This is a genomic window from Aeromonas sp. s5 (genome assembly GCF_040907865.1).
GTDB classification, from domain to species: domain Bacteria; phylum Pseudomonadota; class Gammaproteobacteria; order Enterobacterales; family Aeromonadaceae; genus Aeromonas; species Aeromonas dhakensis.
On record NZ_JBFOCO010000027.1, the window covers coordinates 1 to 24,888 of the forward strand.

Sequence of the window (24,888 nt, forward strand, 5' to 3'; positions counted from 1 at the left end):
TGGTGGTCGTTACTGGGATCGAACCAGTGACCCCCTCCTTGTAAGGGAGGTGCTCTCCCAGCTGAGCTAAACGACCTGGGATTCTGAAATGATGGTGGGTCGTGCTGGATTCGAACCAGCGACCAATTGATTAAAAGTCAACTGCTCTACCGACTGAGCTAACGACCCATCTAAATCATTTTTTACAAACTGGTGGTCGTTACTGGGATCGAACCAGTGACCCCCTCCTTGTAAGGGAGGTGCTCTCCCAGCTGAGCTAAACGACCTGGGAATTCATCTGGGCAAATTGGTGGGTCGTGTAGGGATCGAACCTACGACCAATTGATTAAGAGTCAACTGCTCTACCGACTGAGCTAACGACCCACACCTGACTTGCCTCTTTCACTGCCTGCCTTGGCAAACAGCTTAAAACTGGTGGTCGTTACTGGGATCGAACCAGTGACCCCCTCCTTGTAAGGGAGGTGCTCTCCCAGCTGAGCTAAACGACCTGGGAATTCTGTCTCCACCTGGTGGAGAAATGGTGGGTCGTGCTGGATTCGAACCAGCGACCAATTGATTAAAAGTCAACTGCTCTACCGACTGAGCTAACGACCCTCACCACGACCAGGACCAACTGCAATGCTGCACCGGCTCTGACGGCGGCCTATATTACGGATTTATCATCCTGGCGCAACAGAAAAATCTTAAATTCCATCTGTTTGTTCACTGCGCATACAAAGCGAGGCTGTATTTACAAGACTGTTACGAAAACAGTGACATGCGGCAAAGTTACAGCTTGCTCAAACTCTGCTTGGCCAGCTGGGCCGGCGAGGTGTTGGGATAGCCCTTGATCACCTGCTCATAGAAGTTCTTGGCTTCCGCCTTCTTGCCATCCAGTTGTGCCAGCATCCCCAGCTTCAACAGGGCGTCGGCTCGCTTGGGAGACTTGCTGAACTTGGTAGCCACAGTGGTGAACTGGGCGGCAGCGCCGGTCCGATCCCCCTTGTTGAACAGCAGCTGACCCAGCCAGTAATGGGCGTTGGGAACATAGCTGGAGCTCGGGAACTGCTTGATGAACCCTTCGAAGGCCGGAATTGCCTTGTCGTAGTTCTTCTCCTTGAGCACCATGTTCACGGCCGCATCATAGGCCTGATTCTCGTTCTGGTTGGTGGAGTAGTTGGCCGTGGCGGCCGGCGTCGCGCTCGCAGCGGCGGCTGCCGGGGCTGCTGGTGTAGCAGCAGGCTGGCTGTTGGCCACCTTGTCGAGCTCCTGATAGAGCTGGCGCTGACGCTCCTGCGACTGTTCCATCTGGTAGGTCTGCTGCTCCAGCTGACCACGCAGCTCGGAGACCTCCCCTTGCAGGGCATCCACCTGTTGCTGCAAATCGGCCTGCAGGCGCAGACGGGCGTTGAGCGTGCGCTCCAGCAGGGCAACCCTGTCTTCCAGGCTGCCGGTGGGCACGATGGCGCCGTTGTTGCCGCTTAGGACAACCCCACCACCCGAGTTACCGCTCAGATCGCTCACCGGTGCCGCCGCTTGCGCATTCAGAACAACCAATACGGCCAGCGCAACAGCAGCTTGCTTGTACACAGATTTCATTCGGATCAAACCTTAGCGTTTAGTGCAAATAAAACGGCCAGCGCCATCGTCGCTCGCTTATACAGATTTCATTCGGATCAAACCTTGGCGTTTAGTGCAAATAAAACGGCCATCGAAATGGCCGCTTGCATATAAACGAACTTCGTTCGATTCAAACCTTAGTAAACCAGGACCGCACGGCGGTTCTTGGCAAAGGCATCCTCGGTGTGAGACATATCCAGCGGCTTCTCTTCGCCATAGCTGACGATGGAGAGCTGCTCAGCCTGCACACCCAGGGTTTGCAGATACTTGGCAACAGCCTTGGCACGACGCTCGCCCAGCGCGATGTTGTACTCCGGAGTACCGCGCTCGTCGGCGTGACCTTCGATCAGTACTTTGACGCTCGGGCGCTCACGCAGGTAGCTGGCGTGGGCATCCAGCAGGTCGGCGTATTGACCCTGGATGTCGTAACCGTCGAACGGGAAGTAGATCACGTTGTCACGCTGCAGCGCTTCGAACTTCTGACGCATCTGCTCTTCCGGGGACAACATGCCGTTCGCGCCACCGGTTTGTACACCGCCCATGCCGTCGGTCATGCCTGATTCGGCGCCTGCGGCATCGGAATCAGAAGAGGAGCTACAAGCGGCCAGGGTGAACAGTGGCAGTGCGATGGCCAAACCCTTGAGCAGTTTATTGAGTTGCATGCTATTTCCTTAAACCTTTATAACAAAACAAAAAACAATTGGATTTTTATCAATTCAAGAAGGGCGACCAAGCTGGTGCACGAATTTCACCGCTACTGGTCGGAAGCACAGCCTTGAAGCGACCATCAGTCGACACCAACGCGAGACTCTTACGACCCTGATAGATGGTGGCATAAATGATCATGCTGCCATTGGGAGCCACACTTGGCGACTCATCCAGCGCGCTCTGGGTAAGGACCAGCAGGGCATTGTTTTCCATATCCTGACGGGCGATACGGTATTGCCCCTGAACCCGGGTCACCATCACCATGATTTTGCCATCAGGAGTAATGGACGCACCCTGGTTGGATTCACCTTCCCAAGTCATCCGGCGAGTCATGCCAGTCGCCAAATTTACGCTATAAATCTGGGGTTTGCCACCACGTTCAGAGGTGAACAGCAAATTTTGACCGTCCGGCATCCAGGAGGGTTCGGTGTCGATTACCCGGCTGGTTGTGACGCGGGTCAGCTGCTTGCTAGCAACATCAACGACATAGAGATTCGGTGACCCATCCTTGGAGAGAACGATAGCCAGACGACGACCATCCGGAGACCACTCCGGCGCCCCGTTGATGCCGCGGAAGCTGGTGATCAGGCTGCGCTGCTGGGTGTAGATGTCCTGCACGTAGATTTCGGATTTCTGGTTCTCGAAGCTCACGTAGGCCAGCTTGCTGCCATCCGGCGACCAGGCTGGGGACATCAGCGGCTCGCGGGAACGCAGCAGGGTCTTCTCGTTGTAACCGTCGTAGTCGGAGATCCGCAGCTGATACGGGAACTGGGTACCCTGCTGCACGGAGACGTACGCCAGACGGGTCAGGAAGGCCCCGCGCTCGCCGGTCAGCCGCTCGTAGACGATGTCGGAGATGCGGTGGGCAAACTGGCGCATCTGGGCACCCGGGATGGTCGCCATCCGGCTGTCCAGGATGTAGCCGTTGCTCTCGCCGCCCTGGGTCTTGGCCAGCTGGCCCTTGAGCACGTCGACCAGCTCGAAGTTGACCTTGTAGGTACCGTCGCCGACGGCGGCGATGGAACCGACCACCACGGCTTCGACCCCTTGGGAGGCCCAGGGTGCGAAGTTGATTTCACCGCTGGAGCTCGGGGTCTGCGGCATCTGGCCACGGGCCAGCGGTCTGAACTTGCCACTGCGCATCAGGTCGTTGGAGACCACTTCCGCGATGTCCTGCGGCAGCTGGCCATTGCCTTCCCACTTGAAGGGGGCGACGGCAATCGGCCGTGCACTGTCGATACCGCCGGTGATGACGATGTCCAAGGCCGCCTGGGCGCTCTGACCCAGCAACAAACAGCCAACCAAAGCAAAAAACACTTTTCTTATCATGGCTTAAACTCTCAGTTCCAATTTGAGACTCAGTTCTCTGATCAACAACCCTTGCCAATCAAAGTAGAAAGACTTTCTTAAATCGTTGGCGCTAACTGAAGGCGCAGATCCTTCATCATCTCGAATGCCGCAGGATCCTTGGGTACCGGCAACTGATTGGCCTTCAGTACGGCTGCTTTGCCGGAACGACATACCGCCGGGTCACCCTGGCCGTTATCTACCGAGATGACAAAGCCAGTGCTCGCAAGACGTACGCCGATAGTACATGTTTTGCCCCGCATGGTGGGATCCAAAATCATATATCGCTCAACAGTCGCCTTGATAAGCGCCGCATATTTGTCGACTTCACCCTTGGCCGCCGCCGATGCCGCCTGACTGCGGGCATTGGCCTCAGCCGCCAGCTGCTGCTGCATCATGTCTTCCATCTCTTTTTGCAGCTTGGCCTCCTCGGCCGCTTTGCGCTTGCGTTCAGCCGCGATCTTGGCCTGCTTGTCGGCCTCTGCCTTGGCTTTCTTCTCTGCGTCAGCTTTTGCCTTCTTGGCCGCCTCTTCCTTGGCTTTCTTCTCGGCTTCAGCCTTGGCCTTCTGCTCGGCCTCCGCCTTGGCTTTCTTGTCCGCTTCTGCCTTCGCTTTTTTCTCGGCTTCGGCTTTGGCTTTCTTCTCGGCTTCCGCTTTCTTGGCCTTGGCCTCCTCAGCCTTGGCCTTCTCTTCGGCCTCTTTCTTCTCTTGTTCCTTTTTCTTCTTCAGCGCCAGCGCCTTACTCTCTTCTTCCGCGGCCTTGCGCTCGGCCTCCGCCTTCTTGGCCTTCTGCTCTTCGAGCTTGCGGGCTTCCTCGGCTTTTTGGGCCTTCTCTTCCGCCTGCTTCTGCTCGGCCTGCTTCTTCTGCTTCTCTACTTCGGCCTTGCGGGTGGCCTCCTCGGCCTCCTTGCGCTTGGCCTCTGCAATCCGCAACCGTTCCTGCTGCTGGGCCAGCTCGCGCTTGGCAATGTCCGTGTCTTCCTTATCCTTCTCTTTCTCTACCTTCTGCGGCTTGGGCTGAGCCTTCTGCTGCTGGATCTGCTTGGCCTGCTCGTTGAGGAAGTTCTCGTCGAGCATGACGGCATTGACGATCTGCCCCTTCGACTCGGGTCGCTTCGGCTTGCTGAAGTCGAGCCCGACAAACAGGATGATGCCGATGATCAGGTGCAGCAGAAGCGACGCGATGAGATAACCGGAAATACCACGCTTCACATCCATCTCCGTCAGTTCACCGGATCTGTCATCAGGCCGACCTGAGGCACACCGGCTTTCTTGAGGGCCACCATCAGCAGGATCACCTCTTCGTAGCGCACCGACTTGTCACCGGCCACTACCACGGGGGCGTTCTGGTTGATGGCCAGGTAACCCATGGCCTTCTCGGTGATGTACTGCTGCATCGCCTCGGGCGTCCCGCTCGGGACGGGTTCGTCTTCGGCCTCACCGGCCTTGATGACGTACTCGCCTTCGGTATTGACGCTGACGATGAAGGGCGGCTTGGCATCCTCCGGCAGCTGCTCGGACTCCGCCTGCGGCAGGTCAACCTTGACCCCTTGCGTGATCACGGGCGTCACCGCCATGAAGATGATAAGCAGCACCAGCATGACGTCGATATAGGGAACCACGTTGATCTCGGCCACCTTCTTGCGCCGGATCCGCTGATAGGTTTGCATTACTGATCACCCTGCTGCTGAGCAATTTGACGGTTCAGAATGGTGGTGAACTCGTCCATGAAGTTGGCGTAGGCGTTCTCCAGCCGCTCGACCTTGTTGGAGAAGCGGTTGTAGAAGATAACGGCCGGGATGGCGGCAAACAGACCCATGGCGGTGGCGATCAGCGCCTCCGCGATACCGGGGGCCACCATCTGCAGGGTAGCCTGCTGCACCTGACCCAGGGCGATAAAGGCGTTCATGATCCCCCAGACGGTACCAAACAGACCGATATAGGGGCTGATGGAGCCGATGGTCGCCAGGATCGGCAGGTTGGACTCGAGATCGTCCACCGCGCGGGAGAGGGAGACGCGCATGGCACGGTAGGTACCGTCCATCACCGCATCCTGACCACGGGCGCCGGCCTTGAGCAGACGGGCATACTCCTTGAAGCCGGAGTAGAAGATGTCTTCCATGCCTTCGATGTCGTCGCGGCGGGAAGAGGACTCCTGGTAGAGACGGTTGAGGTCGACCCCGGACCAGAATCTGTCTTCAAACTGCTCCGATGCGATATTGGCTGCCTTGATGGCCTTGGAGCGCTGGATGATCAGCGCCCAGGAGACGACCGACATGCCCATCAGGGTCATCATGACCAGTTTTACCAACAGGCTGGCTTGCCAAAACAGGCCAATAAACGAAATTTCAGCGTGCACTTAACAGCACTCCCTTCACATTTTCAGGTATTGCAACAGGTTTCATATGCGGATGACTGACACAGGCTATCTGTACCATGGCCTGGGTGATCAGTCGTCCATCAGCCGCCAGTATCCGTTGTGAGAAGCGCATGGAGGCGCGTTTCACTTCGGTCACTTGCGTCAATACAGTCAAAAGCTCATTAAAACGGGCCGCCGAGCGGAAATCGATCTCTGTTCGACTCACCACAAACGCGTACCCGGCGCCCAGCAGGACATCCTGTTCGATGCCGCCAGTACGCAGGAACTCGGTGCGAGCACGTTCCATAAACTTGAGATAATTGGCGTTGTAGACGATGCCCCCGGCATCGGTGTCTTCGTAGTAGACACGCACCGGAAACTCAGAGACTTCCCCCATAACAATCTGTGATCCATACGACAGTCAGATGGGGGGCTATCATAGCGCAGGGCTGAATAGGAAAGAAGCAGGGGGAAGCAGGGAAATCCTGCCTCCCCCCGTTTTTTATGAAAGGAAATAGCCTTGAGTCAGCCAGAGCCCGTACAACAAACTGGGCAAGGCGAGCCAGGGGAAAAACAGCACGCGACCGACGAGGCTGCGGGGATGGAATCCCAGCCCGTGCATGACCCCGCAACAGACCGCCCACATCAGCCAGGGCGCCAGCCAGAGGCCGTGTTCGCTGGTGTTGGCGGCCACCAGATTGGGGGCCTGTAAAATAGCGACGGCCAACAGAGCCGCCGCTACCAGCATCAACCCCTGCCAGGGTTGGCGCTCCAGGGGAGCGGCCAACCGGGCGAGTCGATCACTTGTTCTCATCGATCTGGCGATCCATGTTCTCGGTGTGTTCCAGCCACAGCGCATTGATGATGCCGAATGCACAAGCCAGCAGCAGACCCAGGATCCAGGTGAAATACCACATATCAGGGCACCTTCTTAGTAGAGCGATTGTTGGTTGTCTTCGATGTGCTTGCTGGTCACCCGGCCGAACATCTTGATGTAGGTCCACAGGGTATAACCCAGCACAATCGGTACGAAGATGGCGGCCGCTACCGTCATCACCCGCAGGGTGTTGAGAGAAGCGGTGGCATCCCACATGGTCAGGCTCAATGACGGCTCAAGGCTTGAGGGCATCACGAACGGGAACATGGAGAAGCCGGCAGTCAGGATCACGCCGGCAATGGCCAGGGAGGAGCAGGTGAACGCCAGCCAGCCCTTGTTCAGCTTGGCAAACAGCGACGTCAGCAGGCTCATCGCCAGACCCAGCACGGGTGCCGCAACCATCCAGGGATAGAGGCTGTAGTTGTTCATCCAGGCACCGGCCTGACGCACCACTTCCTTGTTCATCGGATTGGAGACGGCATCGGTCGCGGCGGCCTTGACCACCACATAGCCTTCCATGCCGCTGACCCAGAAACCGGCCAGTGCGAACAGCACCAGGGTCACCAGCGAGCAGATCATGGCGGCGGTGCGGGAGCGGGCCAGCACTTCACCGTCGGTCTTCATCATCAGCCAGGTAGCACCCTGGGTGACCAGCATGAACAGGCTCACCAGACCGGCCAGCAGGCCGAACGGATTGAGCAGACCGAAGAAGTTGCCGTGATAGGTCAGCATCATGAACTGGTTGAAGTCGAACGGCACGCCCTGCAGCAGGTTGCCAAACGCCACGCCAAACACGATGGGCGGTACCGCGCTACCGACGAACAATGCCCAGTCCCAGTTGCTGCGCCACTTGGCATCTTCACGCAGGGAGCGGTACTTGAAACCGACCGGGCGGAAGAACAGTGCCATCAGGGTCAGGATCATGGCGATATAGAAGCCGGAAAAGGCTGCCGCATACACCATGGGCCAGGCTGCAAACAGGGCACCACCGGCGGTCACCAGCCAGACCTGGTTCCCTTCCCAGTGCGGGCCCATGGTGTTGAGCATCACCCGACGCTCAACATCTTTCTTGCCGACGAAGGGGAGCAGTGCGCCCACCCCCATATCGAAGCCGTCGGTGATGGCGAAGCCAATCAGCAGGACGCCGACCAGCACCCACCAGACCAGGCGCAACATTTCGTAATCAAACATGGGTTGCTCTCCTTATGCCTTGCTCTGTTCGAAGTGGTACTTGCCGGTCTTCAGGCTGCTTGGGCCCAGACGCGCGTACTTGAACATCAGGTACATCTCGATGATCAGCAGTACGGTGTAGAACAGGCAGATCCCGATAAGGGAGAACCAGATCTCGGAGGCCGGCACGTTGGAGGCCGAGACCGAGGTCGGCAACACTTCGGCGATGGTCCAGGGCTGACGACCGTATTCCGCGACGAACCAGCCACACTCGATGGCGATCCAGGGCAGCGGGATGCCGTACAGCAGCGCCTTGAGCAACCACTTGCGCTCGCCGATCTTGTGACGGGTACTGTCATAGAAGGCCAGGCCAATCAGCACCAGCATCAGCATGCCGCAGGCAACCATGATGCGGAAGGCGAAGAACAGCGGCAGCACTTGCGGGATGGAGTCATCCACGGCGGCCTTGATCTGCTCGTCGGTGGCATCGGTCACGTTGGAGGTATAGCGCTTGAGCAGCAGACCGTAACCCAGGTCCTGCTTCACTTCGTCGAAGCGGGCGCGGGTATCGTCAGACTTGTCGCCGGACTGCAGCTTGGTCAGCAGGTCGTAGGCGGTCATGCCGTTGCGCACGCGCAGCTCGTGCTCGCTCTTCAGATCCTTGAGACCGGTCACCTGGCCGTCCAGCGAACGGGTGGCGATGATGCCAAGGGCATAAGGGATCTTGATGGCGTAGTCGGTGCGCATCTCTTCCTGGTTCGGGATGCCGAACAGGGTAAAGGAAGCTGGCGCAGGTTCGGTGTTCCACTCGGCCTCGATGGCCGCCAGTTTCACCTTCTGCACTTCACCTGTCTCGTAGCCGGACTCGTCACCGAGGATCAGCACGGAGAGGATGGACGCCATGCCGAATGCGGCCGCAATGGCGAAGGAGCGACGGGCGAAGGCCACGTCACGATGCTTGAGCAGGTAATAGGAAGAGATGCCCAGCACGAACATGGCGCCTGTGGTATAGCCTGCCGCCACTGTGTGGACGAACTTCACCTGGGCAACCGGGTTGAACACCAGATCGGCGAAGCTCACCATCTCCATGCGCATGGTTTCGAAGTTGAACTCGGCACCGACCGGGTTCTGCATCCAGCCGTTGGCAACCAGGATCCAGAGCGCGGAGAGGTTGGTCCCGAGCGCCATCAACCAGGTCGCAGCCAGGTGCTGACGCTTGGAGAGCCGATCCCAGCCGAAGAAGAACATACCGACGAAGGTGGATTCCAGGAAGAATGCCATCAGACCTTCAATGGCCAGCGGGGCCCCGAAGATATCGCCGACATAGTGGGAGTAGTAGGCCCAGTTGGTACCAAACTGGAACTCCATGGTCAGCCCTGTGGTGACCCCGAGGGCAAAGTTGATACCAAACAACTTGCCCCAGAACTTGGTCATGTCCCGGTAGACAGGGTTGTTGGTCATCACATAGACAGACTCCATGATCGCCAGAATGAAGGCCATTCCGAGCGTCAAGGGCACAAACAGGAAGTGATAAAGGGCCGTCGCAGCGAATTGGAACCGCGATAGGTCTACCACATGCTCAGCAATCATGATGTTTCCTCACCGATTATTGGCACGGCTATTTTAAGTTTTAAGACAAAGCTTCCGTTGGAAGTCCCCGAATTATCGGTCATGTTCCAGTTTTGCACTGACGACCGGATTCGACTGCCACCACATTAACAACAAGGCAATAATAGGAAACAAAAAAAGCTAATGTTTAACAATTACAAAACAATCAAGCTTGCTTTATTCCTGCCCATAATGACCTGAGTTTTATATCACCTTTATTTGATTGAAATCAATGTAAAACCACCATCAATACATGCCTTTCAAAGGCATTTTCACGACCCTTTCCAATTATTTTAGAGAGCTGGGTCACAAAAAAATAAAAATCGCAAATCATTGATTTAAATCAACTTTAATCTTTAAGCAAATAAGTAATGCTTCTGTTAAAAAACAACTCTCAAGGGTGTTTTCATCATGTTTCCCTCGCTTGTCTCCAGCCAGAATAAAACTAATTAAAAACCAATAAAAACGCATATCCATGCTAATTCGACAAGACCATCAAATGATTAGTTAATCTAATCTGAGATGGGTAATTTTTCTTGTTTGTCCGAGTCAGACAGAGCTCCTACAATGCGCCTCGCAGTGAGGGCATACCCTTGGATACAGGCCGGTCAATCTGGGTTCCCGGTACGTATTCGATGAACATTTCGAACCTGTCTATTGGAATTAAAGATGAAAAAGTTTGTTGCTAAAACCATCCGTTACTACAAGCTTTCGTTCGTTCAGCTCTATCAAATGAACCGACTCTGAGGCCTCGCGACGGCTCACTCTGTTTTTTACCGGTCTGTCTCCAGACGCACTCACTGTCTGTGAACATCCATCCTGAATTGTCTTTGCCCACCGCATCCGCAGTGGGCTTTTTTTTGCCCGGATAACAAAAAACCGCCCTTGAAGGCGGTTTTTTGTTCAATCAGCTGTTTTTACCCTTCATCTGGCCTTTGCAGGCCAAAATGCGCATAAGCTCTTGGTGTCGCGATCCGCCCTCTGGGTGTACGTTGCAGGAAGCCCTGCTGGATCAGATAGGGTTCGAGCACATCTTCGATGGTGTCCTTCTCCTCGCCGATGGCCGCAGCCAGGTTGTCGAGCCCCACCGGCCCCCCCAGAAACTTGTCTATGACAGCCAACAATAGCTTGCGGTCCATGAAGTCGAACCCTTCGTTATCCACGTCCAGCATGTCCATGGCTCGGGCCGCTATGGGTCCGTCAATCCGGCCGTCGGATTTCACCTGGGCAAAATCCCGCACCCGGCGCAACAAACGGTTAGCAATTCGCGGCGTACCGCGCGAGCGACGCGCCACCTCCAGCGCACCGTCTTCCGTCATGTCGAGCCCGAGGCAACGGGCGCTGCGGGCAACGATGTCGGTCAGATCCCTGACGTTGTAGAACTCGAGGCGCTGCACGATACCGAAGCGATCCCGCAGCGGGCTGGTGAGAGAGCCGGCCCGGGTCGTCGCGCCGATCAGGGTGAAGGGGGGCAGGTCGAGCTTGATGGAGCGAGCCGCCGGCCCCTCCCCGATCATGATGTCGAGCTGGTAATCCTCCATCGCCGGGTAGAGCACCTCCTCCACCACAGGGCTGAGGCGGTGGATCTCGTCGATGAACAGCACGTCGTTCGGCTCGAGGTTGGTGAGCAGCGCCGCCAGATCGCCGGCCTTCTCCAGCACGGGACCGGAGGTGGTCTTGATGTTGACCCCCATCTCGTTGGCCACTATGTTGGCCAGCGTCGTCTTGCCAAGCCCGGGCGGGCCGAAGATCAGCAGGTGATCGAGCGCCTCGCCGCGCTGGCGCGCAGCCGCGATGAAGATCTCCATCTGTTCGCAGACCGGATCCTGGCCGGTGTAATCGGCCAGCAGCTTGGGCCGGATGGCCCGATCGATGACTTCTTCCTCACGCCCGCCAGCGGCGGAAATGAGGCGATCCGCTTCAATCATTCTTTACCTCACACCAGGCTGCGCAGCGCTTCACGGATGATATCTTCCACCGACATGCCATCCACCGCGACCTTGCTGACGATCTGGCTGGCCTGCTGCGGCTTGTAGCCGAGCGCCACCAGCGCACTGGCGGCCTCTTCGCTCGAATCTGGCGCCCGCAGGGCACTCTCCTTCGCGGGCAGGGTGATCTCGGCCGGCGAGAAGAGATCGTGGCTGACCCACCCCTTGAGCCTGTCCTTCATCTCCACCACCAGTCGCTCGGCGGTCTTCTTGCCAACCCCTGGCAACTTGACCAGGGAGCTTATCTCCTCGCGCTCGACACTCAGCACGAACTGGGTGGCGGTCATGCCGGAGAGGATGGCCAGCGCCAGCTTGGGGCCGACCCCGTTGGTCTTGATCAGCTCGCGAAACAGCGCCCGCTCCTGCTTGTGATTGAAGCCGTACAGCAGTTGGGCGTCTTCCCGCACCACGAAGTGGGTGTGAATGACCGCTTCCTTGCCGATCTCGGGCAGATCATAGAAGCAGCTCATGGGCATGTGCACCTCATAGCCCACGCCCCCGACCTCCAGCAATACCTCGGGGGGTTGTTTCTCAATGACTACGCCTCTCAAGCGACCAATCACGGCTCTCTCCTCGCCAAACCAGCTATCTGTAAATTGGCTCATAGCATAAAGAATAACTGGATAAGTATCCAGCATAGGGCGGCTGGACCGCAGCGGATTTTCAGCACACTCGCGCGTTCCAAGCCATGCTTGGATCCGAGCCGGGCAACAACTTTATTTTCCATCTGGCATGGCATTTTGTTGCCACTGATAAAACACTAAGTTGGGTTTGTTTGGAGCCAAGGAAGGTCCTTAATCATGAAAATCGTCACCACATCGAACCTGGGGCTGGCCATTCTGCTCAGCTGCACGCTGGGCATGGGCGTCGTCGGCTGGTATGGCAGCCAGCGGCTGGCGGATCTGCTCTCCTATGTGCTGGGTGCCGCCTGGCAGACTGCAGACGGCGCCATGGAGGGCTCCATCGAGCTCGGCAACCAGTCGCTCTACATCCAGAAGATGCTCAGAGGCATGTCCCTCGACGAGCAGGAGCTGCAGCAGGCCAGAACCGCCACCACTGACGCCATGCGCCGGGTGGGCGAAGGTCAGCTCATCGATGACGCCGCCATCAACACCATGAACCAGCAGCATCAGGTCTACCAGCAGCAACAGGAACAACTGCTGGCGCTCTACCAGACGTTTACCCGCCTCGATCAGGCGCTGCGCGCCAGCTCTGAACGCATGTCCCGCCTCTCGACCCAGCTCGAGGTGGTGGGTGATGGCGCGGTCGAGAGCCTCACCCAGTCACCGGATCAGGCCATCAGCTGGAATGGCGGCCTGGCAACCCGCTGGCACGCGGCCGATGGCGGCATGGAGGCCAATATAGGCTTCCTGCGTCAGCTCTATGCGCTGGAGAAGATGCAGAGCGAAGGGCTCACCCCCGCCATCCAGAACGAGATGGAGGAGGCGACCCGCTTCTACCGGGAGGCGGTCGACGCCATGCTGGCCAGCGGACTGTTTGACGTGCCCGCTGAGGGGGAGTTTGCCGGCCAGTCACTGGCAACCCAGTATCGGGCGCTGGAAACCGAGGTTCAGCAATTGATGGTGCAGTGGATGGCGGCCCTTGGCGAATATCAACGCCAGCTGATCAGCTATGAGCAGAGCGCCGATCAGCTCAAGAAATTGCTGGTCGACGTGGAGGCAAAGGGCGATGCCACGGTCGAGGATCAGGTGGGTCAGCTCAACGCCATCATCAACCATACCAAGAGTCTGATCCTGGGCGGCCTGCTGTTCAGCCTGCTGATCGTGACCCTGTGCGGCTTCTGGCTGGTGCGCGCCATCGTACGGCCCCTGCTGCAGGTCAATCGGCGCATGCAGGACATCGCAGCCGGCGAAGGGGATCTCAACGCCCGCATCAACCTCAGGCGTGACGACGAAATCGGCTCGCTGGCCGGCAGCGTGGATCGCTTCATCGAGAAGCTGCAGAAGATGATCAGCTCCACCATGGACAACAACCAGCACATCAGCGAGCACGTGCACACCTCGGTCAACCGGGTTCAGGCCATCAGCCAGAGCAGCCGCCAGACGGCCGAACATGCCCAGGCGCTGCACCATGACAGCGAGCAGATGGTGCAGGTGGCCACCACCATCTCGGACAACTGCAGCCTGGCGGCGCAAAATGCCAACGAGGTGCGCCAGCTCACCACCGAGAGCAGTCAGTATGTCTCCTCCGCCAGCGCGGGCATGCAGCGGGTGGTGATGGAGGTGGGCGAATGCGCCACCGCCATCAACGCCCTCAAGGAGCAGGCCAGTCAGATAGGCCAGATCATCTCCACCATCAGCGGCATTTCCGAGCAGACCAACCTGCTGGCGCTCAACGCCGCCATCGAGGCCGCCCGGGCCGGCGAGATGGGCCGCGGCTTTGCGGTGGTGGCCGACGAAGTGCGCACCCTGGCCAATCGCACCGCCTCCTCCAGCGCCGAGATCAACGAGGTGATCAACAGCATCCAGCAGCAGACCGAAACCGCCTACCTGATGATGCAGCGCAACCTGAAGACGGTGGAGTCGGGCATGGCGGATTCCGACAACACCAAGCAGATCCTGTTCAAGGTGGAAGGCGCCATCGACCACCTGGCGGACATGGTACAGCAGGTGGCGGACGCCACCGGCCAGCTCTCCCATACCCTGAGCCACACCTCGGACAAGGTCTCCGGCATCAGCCAGCAGGCCCAGACCGGCGAACAGGAGGCGCAGGAGTGTCTGCAACTCGCCTCCTCTCTCCATCAGGCCAGCCTGCTGCAACAGCGGTTGCTGTCGCAATTTCGGGTCTGACCGCAGCGGGGGCGATGCCCCCGCTTTCTCCCATCGTACGAATTTAGCCCTTGGGCCGCAGGGCCCGTCCTGTTAAAATTCCGCTCTTGAAATTATCCAGGGCCCCGCCGCCCGTCTTAGCTAAGGTCTACCGCGATGCGTACCAGCCAATATCTGCTTTCCACTCTCAAGGAAACCCCGTCCGACGCCGAGATCATCAGCCATCAGCTGATGCTGCGCGCCGGCATGATCCGCAAACTGGCCTCCGGCATGTATGCCTGGCTGCCGTCCGGTCTGCGGGTTCTGAAAAAAATCGAGAACATTGTTCGCGAAGAGATGAACAATGCTGGTGCCATCGAAGTCTCCATGCCGGTGGTTCAGCCCGCCGAGCTGTGGCAGGAGTCAGGCCGCTGGGATGACTACGGTCCCGAGCTGTGCCGTCTGACCGACCGTCACAACCGTCCCTTCGTGCTGGGCCCGACCCACGAAGAGGTGATCACCGCGCTGATCCGTTACGAAGTGAACAGCTACAAACAGCTGCCGCTGAATCTGTACCAGATCCAGACCAAGTTCCGCGACGAAGTTCGCCCCCGTTTCGGCGTGATGCGTGGCCGTGAGTTCCTGATGAAGGACGCCTACTCCTTCCACATCGACAAGGCCTCCCTGGTCGATACCTACGAGAAGATGCACGCCGCCTACTGCAAGGCGTTCACCCGCATGGGTCTGAACTTCCGTCCGGTGCAGGCCGATACCGGCTCCATCGGTGGTACCGGCTCCCACGAATTCCAGGTGCTGGCCGAGAGCGGTGAAGACCTGATCGCCTTCTCCGACAGCTCCGATTACGCCGCCAACATCGAGATGGCCGAGGCGCTGGCGCCGGCTGGCGAGCGCGCCGCTGCCACCGCAGCCCTGACCAAGGTCGCGACCCCGAACGTCCACACCATCGATGAAGTGGTCGCCTTCCTGAGCGTGGCCCCGAGCGCCATCGCCAAGACCCTGCTGGTGCTGGGCGAAGCGGACGAGCACGGCAACCAGGCGGTCATCGCGCTGGTGCTGCGTGGCGACCACGAGCTGAACGAAATCAAGGCCGAGAAGCTGCCGGGTGTCGCCAACCCGCTGACCTTCGCCAATGACGAGCAGATCAAGGCCGCCGCCGGCTGTGATGCTGGCTCCATCGGCCCGGTCGGCTTTGCCGGTCGCATCATCGCCGATCGCAGCGCCGCCCACCTGGCTGACTTCGTCTGCGGCGCCAACGAGACCGGCTTCCACCTGACCGGTGCCAACTGGGATCGCGACATCGCCACCTATGAAGTTGCCGACCTGCGCAACGTGGTGGAAGGCGACCCGAGCCCGTGCGGCCAGGGCAAGCTGCTGCTCAAGCGCGGCATCGAAGTGGGCCACATCTTCCAGCTGGGTACCAAGTACTCCGAAGCCATGAAGGCGAGCGTGCTGAACGAAGGCGGCAAGTCCGTCACCATGGAGATGGGTTGCTACGGCATCGGGGTCTCCCGCCTGGTGGCGGCCGCCATCGAGCAGAACAACGACCAGTACGGCATCATCTGGCCGGACGCCATCGCCCCGTTCGAAGTGGCCATCGTGCCGATGAACATGCACAAGTCCGTGCGCGTCGCCGAGCTGGCCGAGCAATTCTACGCCGAGCTGAAGGCCGCCGGTGTCGACGTGCTGTTCGACGACCGTAAAGAGCGTCCGGGCGTGATGTTCGCCGACATGGAGCTGCTGGGCGTACCCCACGGCATCGTCATCGGCGAGCGCGGCATGGACAGCGGCGTGGTGGAGTACAAGTGCCGCCGCACCGGCGAAAAGCAGGAAGTGGCCATCAGCGACATCGTCGCCATGCTCAAGGCCAAGCTGGGCCGTTAATCCCGCCCCTCGCTGGTATAAAAAAGCGCGCCGATGGCGCGCTTTTTGTTTCTCTCTTCTGACGATGGCAACCGGATGACGGCAGCCTTTTGTCAGGGATTGCGACCGATAAAGAGATCGGTCACGTGGCAGCTGCTTCTGGCCTCCAGTGCATCCAGCATGTAAGCGGCGGCATCTTCCGGGGTCATGAAGCCGCTGCTGTCTACGTGATCCGAGTTGTCCCAGAATTCACTGCGGATCCCGCTCGGATAGAGGTTCACCAGCCGCAGCGGCGAGCCCTTCAGCTCGGCCCGCAAGGATTCTAGAAAGCCGCGCATCCCCCATTTGGAGGCGCAGTAGAGACTCTCGTTGGCCTTGCCCACCTGGGCGGCGGAAGAGAGCACATTGGCCAGCACCCCGCCCTTGTCGCCGATGAGGCGCACCGTCTGCTGGGCCACCAGAATGGTGGAGATGAGATTGCTCTCCACCACCCGGCGGATCTGCTCGGCGGTATAGACGCCGACCGGGCCGAATTCGCCCACGCCGGCGCAATGCAGCACCAGCTCGGGCAGGCCGCCCCACTCCACCGCGGCGGCAAAGGCGACATCCACTTCCTCGTGGTGCGCCAGATCGGCGGCAATGCCGATCACCGCCTTGCCGAGCAAGGCTTCCTGCTCCTGCAGCTTCTGATAACGACGCCCCATCATGGAAACCTGATGGCCCCGTTCAACCAGACCTATGGTCAAGGCGCGGCCCAAGCCGGATCCCGCCCCCGTCACTATGATATGACCCATGTTCGTTCCTCGCCGGATGCCGCCATCGGGATGATGAGGGCATCGTCACCAGAGATTGCCAGTATTTAGAAGGTGAATTCGCCGCCGATGAACCAGCCGTCTACCCGCTGGTCAACGCGATCGAAGTCCATGCTCGCATCACGCCAGCCGGCACGCACCTTGAGCGGTACGGTCGCGAACTTGTAGGAGCCACCCAGACGGTAGTCGTAGTTGTCGGCATCCTGCACGCGGGCATCGCCGAAGGCGGCAAAGCCGGTACCCGGGATGCGCAGTTCGGCGCCGGTGTAGGCCATCAGCACGTCCTTGTCATAGGAGTAGTGCAGGGTGTTGAAATCGCCATCGTAGCGACGACCGGTCAGACCCAGGTCGATCTGGAACAGATCGTTGTTGAACAGGCGATAGTAGAGGCTCAGGTCATAGGCCATCAGATCGTTGTTGAGGGCGCCGCCGCTGGTGCCGAAATCGGAGATCTCGAACTTGGCGTTGGGCAGCAGGATGATGCCGTGCTCCAGTTGCAGGTAGCCGCTCCAGTTGTAGTTCTCGTCGTAGCTGCCGTTGGCCCCGACACCGTTGATCTGGCCGCTGCCCTGAGCATTCCATACATCGGCACCGGCGGCAAAACGCCAGTCATCGGCAGCCATGGCAGCCTGGCTGAACAGGGCCAGCACACAACCGGCAATCAAGGTCTTCTTCATCACGTTACTCTCTTGTTGGACTGGAAAGGCCATCATTTTACCCAGAGCGACGGGAATACACAGTGTAAAAAGCTGAACAAGCGTCCATTAATGTCAGTGCTGCATGCCCGCCATGGGTTCAACCGGCTTCACCGGCAGGCTCAGCTCCAGCTGCTGGCCATCATCCATGGTCAGCGTCAGCGGGAAAGGGGTGCCCTGGGAGAGCTCGCGCACCTCGAACAGCATGATGTGGAAGCTGCCGGGCTTGAGCGCCACTTCCCCCTTGGCCGGCACCTCGATGCTCTCGACCTGGCGCATCCTCATCACGCCGTTCTCGTGCAGATGGGTGTGCAGCTCGGCGCGGCCCACCTCGGGCGAGGCGGCGGCCACCAGCTTGACCGGCTGATCGGCATCGTTCTTCAGCACCAGGAAGGCGGCGGTATTGGGAGAGCCCGGCGGCAGCAGGCGCACATAACAGTCGACGGCCTCGACCTTGGCCAAGGCGGGAGCGGCCAGTCCCAGGGCCAGCAGGGAATAGAACGCACGTTTAAACATGGTTGAAATCCTTTTATGATGTTGTTAAACGCAACAAAGCTTACCGCAGCGGTAAGCCTTTGACAGCCAGCAATAACAAGGATTTAGACATGGACCCCATTATCATTGCCGAGCAGCAGGATGGCTTGCTCACCTTGACCCTCAATCGCCCCGACAAGCGCAACGCCCTCAATACCGTCATGTATCGTGCGCTCACCGAGGCATTGCGGCAAGCGACGGCGGATGACGCCATCCATGCCCTGCTCATTCAGGGACAGCCCGACTGCTTCACCGCCGGCAATGATCTGGCCGACTTCATGGGCAAGACGGGGCTGGATCCCGACGACCCCATTCTGCAATTTCTGCACACCCTGGCCGACTTCCCCAAACCGGTGATCGCCGCGGTCGGCGGCGCAGCGGTCGGCATCGGCACCACCCTGCTGCTGCATTGCGATCTGGTCTATCTGGCCGACAATGCCCGTCTGCAACTGCCCTTCGTCGAGCTGGGGCTGGTGCCGGAGTTTGCCTCCAGCCTGCTGCTGCCGCGCAGCGTGGGTCACCTGAAGGCGGCGGAGCTGTTGCTGCTGGCCGAAGCCATCGATGCCGACGAGGCGCTGCGACTCGGGCTGGCCAACCGGGTGCTGACGGCCGAAGCCCTGCTCCCCTTTGCCAGGGAGCAGGGTCTGAAGCTGGCGGCCAAGGCGCCAAAGGCGCTGCAAAAGAGCAAGGCGCTGCTCAAGCAGGAGCTCAGGCAGGCAGTGCACTTCGTCATCGATCTGGAGGCGCGCGCCTTCTCCCTCGCCCTGCAGGGGGAAGAGGCGCAGATGCGGATCGCCCAGCGCCTCAAGGGCCGTAAATGATCCTCAGTTGAGGCGAAAACGGCCGATCAGCTCGCAGCCCTGCACCTGATCCTGCAACTGGATCAGGCGGGCGATGTCGGGATTGGGATGGCGCTTGAGGAAAGAGAGCAGCGCCGCTCGGCAGCAGCCCAGTTCACTGATGAGGGATTCACACTCCCGGTTCGGACACTGGGGCACCAGCGCAGTGACCAGCTCCGAGGCCAGCTTGAGGTAGCGCAGCTCGTAGGCCGGCTCCTCCATGGCGCGCCAGAAATCTGCCAGCCGGTGGCAGGTCGCCACCCGCATGCTGGCCAGTTCATCCAGATCGCCGTCACTCAGTTCATACACCTCGGCGAGGGCCTGTTGATAGAGGCAGATGGCGGTGCCGAGCGCGCCGGCGCCCAGCGCATTTTCAGCCTCCAGCATGTAACGCTGCCAGATTTGATGGGTCATGCCGATCTCCCAGGTTGATGGGTGGGACTTTTATCATGCCCAGTTGAGAATGAATATCAACCCGATATTTTGTGCAGGTTTTGACCAGCTGGCGGTGCACGGCTTGGCTCCCGCCCCGGCATGGCTTACTATGGGCGCTCATCTTTCAGGATCCCTCTTCCCATGCTGCGACCCCGTTTACCTCAGGCGCTGGGCTGCTCGACCCTGTGCGTGCCCCGCCTGCTGGTCTGGATCTATTAGCTGCGCTCCTCGCGTCATCCACCCCTATCCATTTGAACGAGGAAACAGCCATGAAACCCTGCCAACACTGGTCGCAGGTCGAGTACCTGCATCTGACAGTGAGCAACCCCAACATCCATCTCAAGGGACGGCACAGCTACTACTCCGGCGCCTGGGACGGCCCCTTTGAAGAGCATGCCGTGCGCTATCTGCACGGCGACCGTTTCAGCCGCAGCCAGGAGACCGGCTGGGAGCCGCTCTGGCACATCGATCAGCTCCACATCGGCGACTATGTGCAAATAGCCGCCGGGGTGAAGATCATCATGGGTGGCAACCAGACCCACAACACGGCCTTCATCAGCACCTATCCGTTTTCAGATGTAGAGGCGCTCCGGCGCAGCTATCGTCCGGCCGGCGACACCCGCATCGGCAACGATGTCTGGCTCGGCATGGACGCCATGATCATGCCGGGGGTCACCATCGGCGACGGCGCCATCATAGCGGCACGTGCCCTGGTCAATCAGGATGTACCGCCCTATGCCATGGTGGCCGGTACGCCGGCCAAGGTTATCAGGATGCGCTTTGAGAAGGACGAGATTGCCCGTTTGCAGGCGCTGGCCTGGTGGGAGTGGCCAGATGAACAGGTGCAGGCCCTGCTGCCACTGATCCAGCAAGGCGAGGTGGCCCTGCTGGAACAGGCTGCCGCCCGCTGGGGAGAGACCCGATCATGATGCAGCGGGGGGCCATGGCCCCCCCGCTTTCATCCTGTCGCTCAATTGCCGCTGTCGGGCGGATTGACCCGGCACTGCTTGCCGGGGTAGCCGGGCAGATCGGCCGCCTTGTTGCTGCACGCCAGCCGCTTGGCCTGATAGAGGCGATCCGCCAGGTTGGCACTGTCGATCGGCAGCCAGTCCATCTGCCGGCCAAGCCAGCTGGCCCAGGCGAACTCGACAAAGTAGACCTGCTCCCGCTTGTCGAAATAGCCCGCATCCTGCAGCAACCCGGCCAGGGTGCGATAGGGGTAGTCGGGTAGCAGGTCGATGCGGCTCGGCAACTGTTCCGGCGTGAGGGGCCGACCCTGCTCGTCCTTGAGCCAGGCCCAATGATTGCCCTGCATCTGGCTCCAGAAGCTGGCCTTGTCCTGCAGCCTGGCGATCACCTTGACCCGAACCTGCTTCACCCCGAGTTGCCACAGCGCCTTGGTCAGATGGTGTCTGTCCACCAGCCAGTAGCCGCCATCGGGCGCGATGACGATGGGGATCTCTTTCTTTTTCATCACCTTGTCGAGCTGTTTTGCGCTCTTGCCCGCCAGCTCGGCCTGGGTGTTGTCGACCTGGATCTGGCCCACGCCCCCCTGGGTGGGGTGCAGCGCGGCGATGTTTGCCTCGCACCAGCTGCCGACCTGGCTCTGCCGCTCGCACGGCGCCAGCGCCCAGGCTCCCTGACTGATGGCCAGGGCCAACAGGATCCATGTTCTCATCGCTTGCTCCTCTGCCCAAATGGCGGGTCAAATAAGATGCCGGGGAGTCCCCTCATCCAAGGGACTCATACTGGCGGTCTGACCAGCAAACGGGATATCATGATTTCCCGTCTGTCGGCGATCACTTCTCGCCGAGTTTTCACCCCGCTTCACACTATTTGAAGGATCAACCATGAAAGGATGGAGTCCCCTGCTGGCCCTGCTGGGCAGTGCCTGTGTCCAGGCTGCCGATGTTCCGCCCGGCACCCAGCTCGCCACCGAGCAGGCCGTCGTGCGTCATCTGAAAGACGAGCCGGCGAGCCTGAGTCCGCTCAAGCTGGTCGGCCTGCCCGAACTGCAGGTACTGCGGGATCTCTACGAGGGGCTGCTGACCCAGGGGCCGGACGGCAAGGTACTGCCCGGGGTGGCCGCTAGCTGGGACAACCAGGGCAATCAACGTTTCACCTTCCATCTGCGCCCGGACGCACGCTGGTCGAACGGCGATCCCGTACAGGCCGCCGACTTCGTCTACGGCTGGCGCAAACTGGTCGATCCCAAAGAGGCCGCCACCTTTGCCTGGTTCGCCCAGCTGGCCCGCTTCGACAAGGTGGACGACATAGTGGCCGGCAAGCTGGCCCCCGAGGAACTCGGCGTGAAGGCCCTAGACCAGCACACCCTGCAGGTGACCCTCTCCCAGCCGGTGCCCTACTTCCTGAGCCTGCTGACCCACCCCAGCCTGTCGCCGCTGCATCGTGCCAGCATGGAGCAATACGGCAACCAGTGGACCCAGCCCGGCAAGCTGGTCGGCAACGGGGCCTTCGTGCTGAGTCACCGGGTGGTGAACGAAAAGCTGGAACTGACCCCCAACCCCTACTACTGGGATCGCGCCCATACCGTGCTGACCAAGGTCACCTTCGTACCCATCAACCAGGAGAGTGCGGCCACCAACCGCTACCTGGCCGGCGACCTGCACATCACCGAGTCCTTCCCCAAGGAGCAGTATCACAAGCTGATGCAGCAGATCCCGGGTGAGGTCTATACCCCGGATCAGCTCGGCACCTACTACTACGCCTTCAACACCCAGCGTGCCCCCCTCAACGATGTGCGGGTGCGCAAGGCGCTCTCCTACACCATCGATCGGGGCCTCATCGCCAACAAGATCCTGGGCACGGGTGAGAAACCGGCCTATCACTTCACCCCGGACGTGGTCGCCGGCTTCGAACCCAAGGCCAACCTGCTCTCCAGCAGCAGCCAGCAGGTCCTCGACGACAAGGCCATAGCCCTGCTCAAGGAGGCGGGCTACGGCCCGGCCAACCCGCTCAAGCTGACCCTGCTCTACAACACGGCCGAGGTGCACAAGAAGATGGCGCTGGCCATCGCCAACCTGTGGAAACAGAAGCTGGGGGCGCAGGTCGAACTCACCAATCAGGAGTGGAAGAGTTATCTCGACAGCCGTCAGAGCGGCCAGTTCGAGGTGATCCGCTCCTCCTGGGTGGCCGATTACAACGATCCATCAGCCTTCCTCGGCCTGTGGGGCTCCCACCACAGCGGCAACATGGCCCGCTTCGCCAACGCCGACTACGATGCTCTGCTGGCCAAGGCGGCCAACAGTCAGGATCCCCGTGAACGGGCCCGCTTGTTCGATGAGGCCGAGGCCATATTGCAGGACGAGGCACCCATCGCCCCCATCTATCAGTACACCAACGCCCGGCTGATCAAGCCCTGGCTCAAGGGCTACCCCATCAACAATCCGGAAGACGTGGCCTACAGCCGCCAGCTCTACCTGGTCAAGCACTGATCCTGCCCGGGGCCGGCCATGCCGGCCCCAATCTTCTGCCATCGCCCCCTGTTCATGCTCAAGTTTTCGGCATAAAATGCCGCCCTTTCAGGCAACCACCCCCTCAATCACCGGTTTGTTATGCGTTTTGTATTGATGATCTCTCTGCTGCTGACCCTGCCCGCCCAGGCGGCCAGCGAAACACAGTGCCGCCAGGCCTTCACCGAATGGATGCTGGCCCAGCAGCAACAGTTCAGCGACCGCAAGGCCAGCAAGATGGAGCGGCGCAGCGCGGAGCGGGCCATCGATCAGGTGCGCAGCGAATTCTCGAAGCGGGAGAGCTTCTGCCAGGCCATGGAGTGGGTGGAACACAACCGGGATCAGGATCCTCGCTTCACCCCGCGACTGGGGGAGATCCACGACTTCACCCCGCCGACCGACTCGCCGTCATAACGTCATAAAAAGCCCCGAACCTGCGTTCGGGGCTTTTTTTCAGAGCAAGGTGGGTGCCGGCATCAGTCGACGTAGAAGGTCTGCTGGAAGGTCAGCGTCTGCTGCTGCCCCTCCCCCATGATCTTCAGGGTGAACTGGTAGGTATCCTCGTTGCGATAGGGCAGCACCGCCAGATAGTAGATGGCGTTGCCCTCCTTGACCTCCTGGAAGGTCAGGTTGCGGATGGTGCCAGTGAGGTTCTTGGCCTCGCCGGTGATCCCCACCGCCTGGGCCACCCCCTGCTTGTTCTGCACCGCGATGTTGACGATGCCGTTGTAGCGACTGCGCTCCAGGCCATAGGCCTTGGCCACCTCGGGGGTGAGGAAGCTGGAGTTGAAGGCGCTGTAGTGCACCTGCCAGGGGCCCAGCTCCTTCATCTGTTCGGCCCGCAGGGGCAAGGTCAGCAACAGTGCCAGCAGGCAGCTTATCCAGGCTGTTTTCATGGTGTCATCCTTCTCGTGTTAACCCTGATTGTCCAGCAGGGCACTGACCTCGGCGGGGATCTGCCTGGGCGCCTCGATGGCGACCGTCTTGTGCCGTCCCAGCTCCCCCCGCACGATGCGAACCTGCCCCTTGGCCACCTTGAACTGCTTGGCCAGATACTTGATCAAGTGGCTGTTGGCCTGACCATCCACCGGCGGCGCCGTGATGGCCACTTTCAACTCTTCTCCGTGCAATCCGACGATCTGATCCCGACTCGCCTTGGGCTGGATCATCAGATGCAATACCAGCTCATCCCCTTCCCGCAGGACGGCTGCCATCAAATCATCCACCACAGCTGGCCGAACAGATCCCCCAACAGATAGTTTATGGCCTGCAGCCCGATAAAGGCGACCAGCACGGAGAGATCCAGCCCGCCCAGCGCCGGCAGAATGCGACGGATAGGGGCCAGGAAGGGCTCGGTCAGCTGGTGCATCACGTACTCGATGGGGTTGCGACCCTGGCTGACCCAGCTCAGGATGGCGCGGATCAGCAGGATCCAGAAGATCATGGAGCCGGCCTTCTTCAGCACGGTGAGGGCGGCAAACAGGCTGAGGGTGAGCCAGTCGGCCAGCAGCACGTTCATGCTCTTGAGCAGCGCCAGCTTGGCGAAGGCGATCAGCAGCGCCAGCAGCACCGAGGCCAGATCCAGCCCGCCCAGCCCGGGAATGACCCGGCGCAGCGGCACCACCAGCGGATTGGTCAGCTTGACCACCATCTGGCTCATGGGGTTGTAGAAGTCGGCACGGGCCCACTGCAACCAGACGCGCAACAGCACCACCATGAGATAGAGGTCAAAAATCGTATTAATCAGAAAGTAAGCAGTGTTCATCTGGGCTCCAGGTTGCAACTGAGAGTAACGA

The 24,888-nt window shown here is 59.8% G+C and carries 28 protein-coding genes and 6 tRNA genes; 6 read left to right on the forward strand and 28 right to left on the reverse strand.

Annotated features, from left to right (window positions below):
* From AB5Y94_RS15960 to ruvA, 20 genes are all read right to left on the reverse strand, one after another.
* Positions 1 to 76: transfer RNA gene (locus AB5Y94_RS15960), tRNA-Val, on the reverse strand.
* A gap of 16 nt (positions 77 to 92) precedes the next feature.
* A tRNA-Lys gene (locus tag AB5Y94_RS15965) sits at positions 93 to 168 on the reverse strand.
* Positions 169 to 190: 22 nt separating this feature from the next.
* Positions 191 to 266, reverse strand: a tRNA-Val gene (locus AB5Y94_RS15970).
* 21 nt (positions 267 to 287) lie between these two features.
* Positions 288 to 363: transfer RNA gene (locus AB5Y94_RS15975), tRNA-Lys, on the reverse strand.
* Positions 364 to 412: 49 nt separating this feature from the next.
* Positions 413 to 488 (reverse strand) — tRNA-Val (locus AB5Y94_RS15980).
* 30 nt (positions 489 to 518) lie between these two features.
* Positions 519 to 594: transfer RNA gene (locus tag AB5Y94_RS15985), tRNA-Lys, on the reverse strand.
* A gap of 174 nt (positions 595 to 768) precedes the next feature.
* Positions 769 to 1,578 (reverse strand): tol-pal system protein YbgF, encoded by an 810-nt coding sequence (gene ybgF, locus AB5Y94_RS15990; RefSeq protein WP_368206150.1) that lies wholly within the window; start codon positions 1,576 to 1,578, stop codon positions 769 to 771.
* Positions 1,579 to 1,736: 158 nt separating this feature from the next.
* Positions 1,737 to 2,261: a peptidoglycan-associated lipoprotein Pal gene (gene pal, locus AB5Y94_RS15995; RefSeq protein ID WP_005304908.1), complete on the reverse strand. Its 525-nt coding sequence runs from the start codon at positions 2,259 to 2,261 to the stop codon at positions 1,737 to 1,739.
* Between the two features lie 49 nt (positions 2,262 to 2,310).
* The gene (gene tolB, locus AB5Y94_RS16000; protein ID WP_010636193.1) at positions 2,311 to 3,636 is read right to left on the reverse strand and encodes a Tol-Pal system beta propeller repeat protein TolB; all 1,326 of its coding nucleotides are present in this window, start codon (positions 3,634 to 3,636) and stop codon (positions 2,311 to 2,313) included.
* Between the two features lie 77 nt (positions 3,637 to 3,713).
* Positions 3,714 to 4,871, reverse strand: coding sequence for a cell envelope integrity protein TolA (tolA, locus tag AB5Y94_RS16005; RefSeq protein WP_208201201.1), 1,158 nt, complete (start codon positions 4,869 to 4,871; stop codon positions 3,714 to 3,716).
* Positions 4,872 to 4,876: 5 nt separating this feature from the next.
* Entirely contained in the window at positions 4,877 to 5,323 is a 447-nt protein-coding gene (gene tolR / locus AB5Y94_RS16010) for a protein TolR (RefSeq protein WP_005304918.1), read from the reverse strand.
* The gene (gene tolQ, locus AB5Y94_RS16015) at positions 5,323 to 6,012 is read right to left on the reverse strand and encodes a protein TolQ (protein ID WP_005304921.1); all 690 of its coding nucleotides are present in this window, start codon (positions 6,010 to 6,012) and stop codon (positions 5,323 to 5,325) included. The genes tolR and tolQ overlap by 1 nt, the downstream gene beginning before the upstream one ends.
* Positions 6,002 to 6,409: a tol-pal system-associated acyl-CoA thioesterase gene (gene ybgC / locus AB5Y94_RS16020; RefSeq protein WP_206865843.1), complete on the reverse strand. Its 408-nt coding sequence runs from the start codon at positions 6,407 to 6,409 to the stop codon at positions 6,002 to 6,004. The genes tolQ and ybgC overlap by 11 nt, the downstream gene beginning before the upstream one ends.
* Positions 6,410 to 6,514: 105 nt before the next feature.
* The gene (locus AB5Y94_RS16025) at positions 6,515 to 6,826 is read right to left on the reverse strand and encodes a cyd operon YbgE family protein (protein WP_041203624.1); all 312 of its coding nucleotides are present in this window, start codon (positions 6,824 to 6,826) and stop codon (positions 6,515 to 6,517) included.
* Positions 6,813 to 6,929 (reverse strand): cytochrome bd-I oxidase subunit CydX, encoded by a 117-nt coding sequence (cydX, locus tag AB5Y94_RS16030; RefSeq protein ID WP_005304933.1) that lies wholly within the window; start codon positions 6,927 to 6,929, stop codon positions 6,813 to 6,815. Before cydX ends, AB5Y94_RS16025 begins: the two co-directional genes overlap by 14 nt.
* Positions 6,930 to 6,943: 14 nt before the next feature.
* On the reverse strand, positions 6,944 to 8,080 hold the full coding sequence (cydB, locus tag AB5Y94_RS16035) for a cytochrome d ubiquinol oxidase subunit II (protein WP_005304945.1): 1,137 nt from the start codon (positions 8,078 to 8,080) through the stop codon (positions 6,944 to 6,946).
* A gap of 12 nt (positions 8,081 to 8,092) precedes the next feature.
* A complete protein-coding gene (cydA, locus tag AB5Y94_RS16040; RefSeq protein WP_005304948.1) occupies positions 8,093 to 9,649 on the reverse strand; it encodes a cytochrome ubiquinol oxidase subunit I in 1,557 nt (518 codons plus the stop codon).
* 348 nt (positions 9,650 to 9,997) lie between these two features.
* The gene (locus tag AB5Y94_RS16045) at positions 9,998 to 10,144 is read right to left on the reverse strand and encodes a hypothetical protein (RefSeq protein WP_156028177.1); all 147 of its coding nucleotides are present in this window, start codon (positions 10,142 to 10,144) and stop codon (positions 9,998 to 10,000) included.
* Positions 10,145 to 10,584: 440 nt separating this feature from the next.
* Complete coding sequence (gene ruvB / locus AB5Y94_RS16050) at positions 10,585 to 11,595, reverse strand: Holliday junction branch migration DNA helicase RuvB (RefSeq protein ID WP_005304949.1); 1,011 nt, start codon at positions 11,593 to 11,595, stop codon at positions 10,585 to 10,587.
* Positions 11,596 to 11,603: 8 nt separating this feature from the next.
* Positions 11,604 to 12,218: a Holliday junction branch migration protein RuvA gene (gene ruvA / locus AB5Y94_RS16055; RefSeq protein WP_005304953.1), complete on the reverse strand. Its 615-nt coding sequence runs from the start codon at positions 12,216 to 12,218 to the stop codon at positions 11,604 to 11,606.
* Positions 12,219 to 12,455: 237 nt separating this feature from the next.
* On the opposite strand from ruvA, the gene AB5Y94_RS16060 reads away from it, so the two are divergent.
* Together AB5Y94_RS16060 and AB5Y94_RS16065 are read left to right on the forward strand one after the other, a co-directional pair.
* A complete protein-coding gene (locus tag AB5Y94_RS16060; RefSeq protein ID WP_368206151.1) occupies positions 12,456 to 14,465 on the forward strand; it encodes a methyl-accepting chemotaxis protein in 2,010 nt (669 codons plus the stop codon).
* A gap of 135 nt (positions 14,466 to 14,600) precedes the next feature.
* Positions 14,601 to 16,325, forward strand: a complete 1,725-nt coding sequence (locus tag AB5Y94_RS16065; RefSeq protein WP_368206152.1) for a proline--tRNA ligase — start codon at positions 14,601 to 14,603, stop codon at positions 16,323 to 16,325.
* Between the two features lie 92 nt (positions 16,326 to 16,417).
* On the opposite strand, the gene AB5Y94_RS16070 is transcribed toward AB5Y94_RS16065, so the two are convergent.
* The 3 genes from AB5Y94_RS16070 to AB5Y94_RS16080 form a co-directional block, all read right to left on the reverse strand.
* Entirely contained in the window at positions 16,418 to 17,098 is a 681-nt protein-coding gene (locus AB5Y94_RS16070) for an SDR family oxidoreductase (protein ID WP_005304962.1), read from the reverse strand.
* Positions 17,099 to 17,163: 65 nt separating this feature from the next.
* On the reverse strand, positions 17,164 to 17,793 hold the full coding sequence (locus AB5Y94_RS16075; protein ID WP_368206153.1) for a TIGR04219 family outer membrane beta-barrel protein: 630 nt from the start codon (positions 17,791 to 17,793) through the stop codon (positions 17,164 to 17,166).
* Positions 17,794 to 17,886: 93 nt separating this feature from the next.
* The gene (locus AB5Y94_RS16080; RefSeq protein WP_368206154.1) at positions 17,887 to 18,327 is read right to left on the reverse strand and encodes a copper chaperone PCu(A)C; all 441 of its coding nucleotides are present in this window, start codon (positions 18,325 to 18,327) and stop codon (positions 17,887 to 17,889) included.
* A gap of 89 nt (positions 18,328 to 18,416) precedes the next feature.
* On the opposite strand from AB5Y94_RS16080, the gene AB5Y94_RS16085 reads away from it, so the two are divergent.
* The gene (locus tag AB5Y94_RS16085) at positions 18,417 to 19,166 is read left to right on the forward strand and encodes an enoyl-CoA hydratase-related protein (protein WP_368206155.1); all 750 of its coding nucleotides are present in this window, start codon (positions 18,417 to 18,419) and stop codon (positions 19,164 to 19,166) included.
* 3 nt (positions 19,167 to 19,169) lie between these two features.
* On the opposite strand, the gene AB5Y94_RS16090 is transcribed toward AB5Y94_RS16085, so the two are convergent.
* Complete coding sequence (locus tag AB5Y94_RS16090; RefSeq protein WP_005304979.1) at positions 19,170 to 19,598, reverse strand: DUF2753 family protein; 429 nt, start codon at positions 19,596 to 19,598, stop codon at positions 19,170 to 19,172.
* A 290-nt stretch (positions 19,599 to 19,888) separates the two neighbouring features.
* Between AB5Y94_RS16090 and AB5Y94_RS16095 the strand changes: the two genes are divergently transcribed.
* Complete coding sequence (locus tag AB5Y94_RS16095; protein WP_274438225.1) at positions 19,889 to 20,548, forward strand: CatB-related O-acetyltransferase; 660 nt, start codon at positions 19,889 to 19,891, stop codon at positions 20,546 to 20,548.
* Positions 20,549 to 20,589: 41 nt separating this feature from the next.
* Here AB5Y94_RS16095 and AB5Y94_RS16100 read toward each other — a convergent pair whose 3' ends face one another.
* Positions 20,590 to 21,297 (reverse strand): ParB-like protein, encoded by a 708-nt coding sequence (locus AB5Y94_RS16100; protein ID WP_368206156.1) that lies wholly within the window; start codon positions 21,295 to 21,297, stop codon positions 20,590 to 20,592.
* A gap of 172 nt (positions 21,298 to 21,469) precedes the next feature.
* On the opposite strand from AB5Y94_RS16100, the gene AB5Y94_RS16105 reads away from it, so the two are divergent.
* Both AB5Y94_RS16105 and AB5Y94_RS16110 read left to right on the forward strand, forming a co-directional pair.
* Positions 21,470 to 23,074: an ABC transporter substrate-binding protein gene (locus AB5Y94_RS16105; RefSeq protein ID WP_368206157.1), complete on the forward strand. Its 1,605-nt coding sequence runs from the start codon at positions 21,470 to 21,472 to the stop codon at positions 23,072 to 23,074.
* A gap of 120 nt (positions 23,075 to 23,194) precedes the next feature.
* A complete protein-coding gene (locus AB5Y94_RS16110; protein WP_005304992.1) occupies positions 23,195 to 23,506 on the forward strand; it encodes a hypothetical protein in 312 nt (103 codons plus the stop codon).
* Positions 23,507 to 23,568: 62 nt separating this feature from the next.
* Here the strand turns inward: AB5Y94_RS16110 and AB5Y94_RS16115 are convergent, their stop codons facing one another.
* Genes AB5Y94_RS16115 through AB5Y94_RS16125 form a run of 3 tightly spaced genes read right to left on the reverse strand, consistent with a single transcriptional unit; the run spans position 23,569 to position 24,857 of the window.
* Positions 23,569 to 23,988, reverse strand: a complete 420-nt coding sequence (locus AB5Y94_RS16115) for a DUF4426 domain-containing protein (protein ID WP_005304995.1) — start codon at positions 23,986 to 23,988, stop codon at positions 23,569 to 23,571.
* Positions 23,989 to 24,006: 18 nt separating this feature from the next.
* A complete protein-coding gene (yggU, locus tag AB5Y94_RS16120) occupies positions 24,007 to 24,306 on the reverse strand; it encodes a DUF167 family protein YggU (protein WP_005304998.1) in 300 nt (99 codons plus the stop codon).
* Positions 24,306 to 24,857, reverse strand: a complete 552-nt coding sequence (locus tag AB5Y94_RS16125; RefSeq protein WP_017780458.1) for a YggT family protein — start codon at positions 24,855 to 24,857, stop codon at positions 24,306 to 24,308. Before AB5Y94_RS16125 ends, yggU begins: the two co-directional genes overlap by 1 nt.
* Between the last annotated feature and the right edge of the window lie 31 nt (positions 24,858 to 24,888).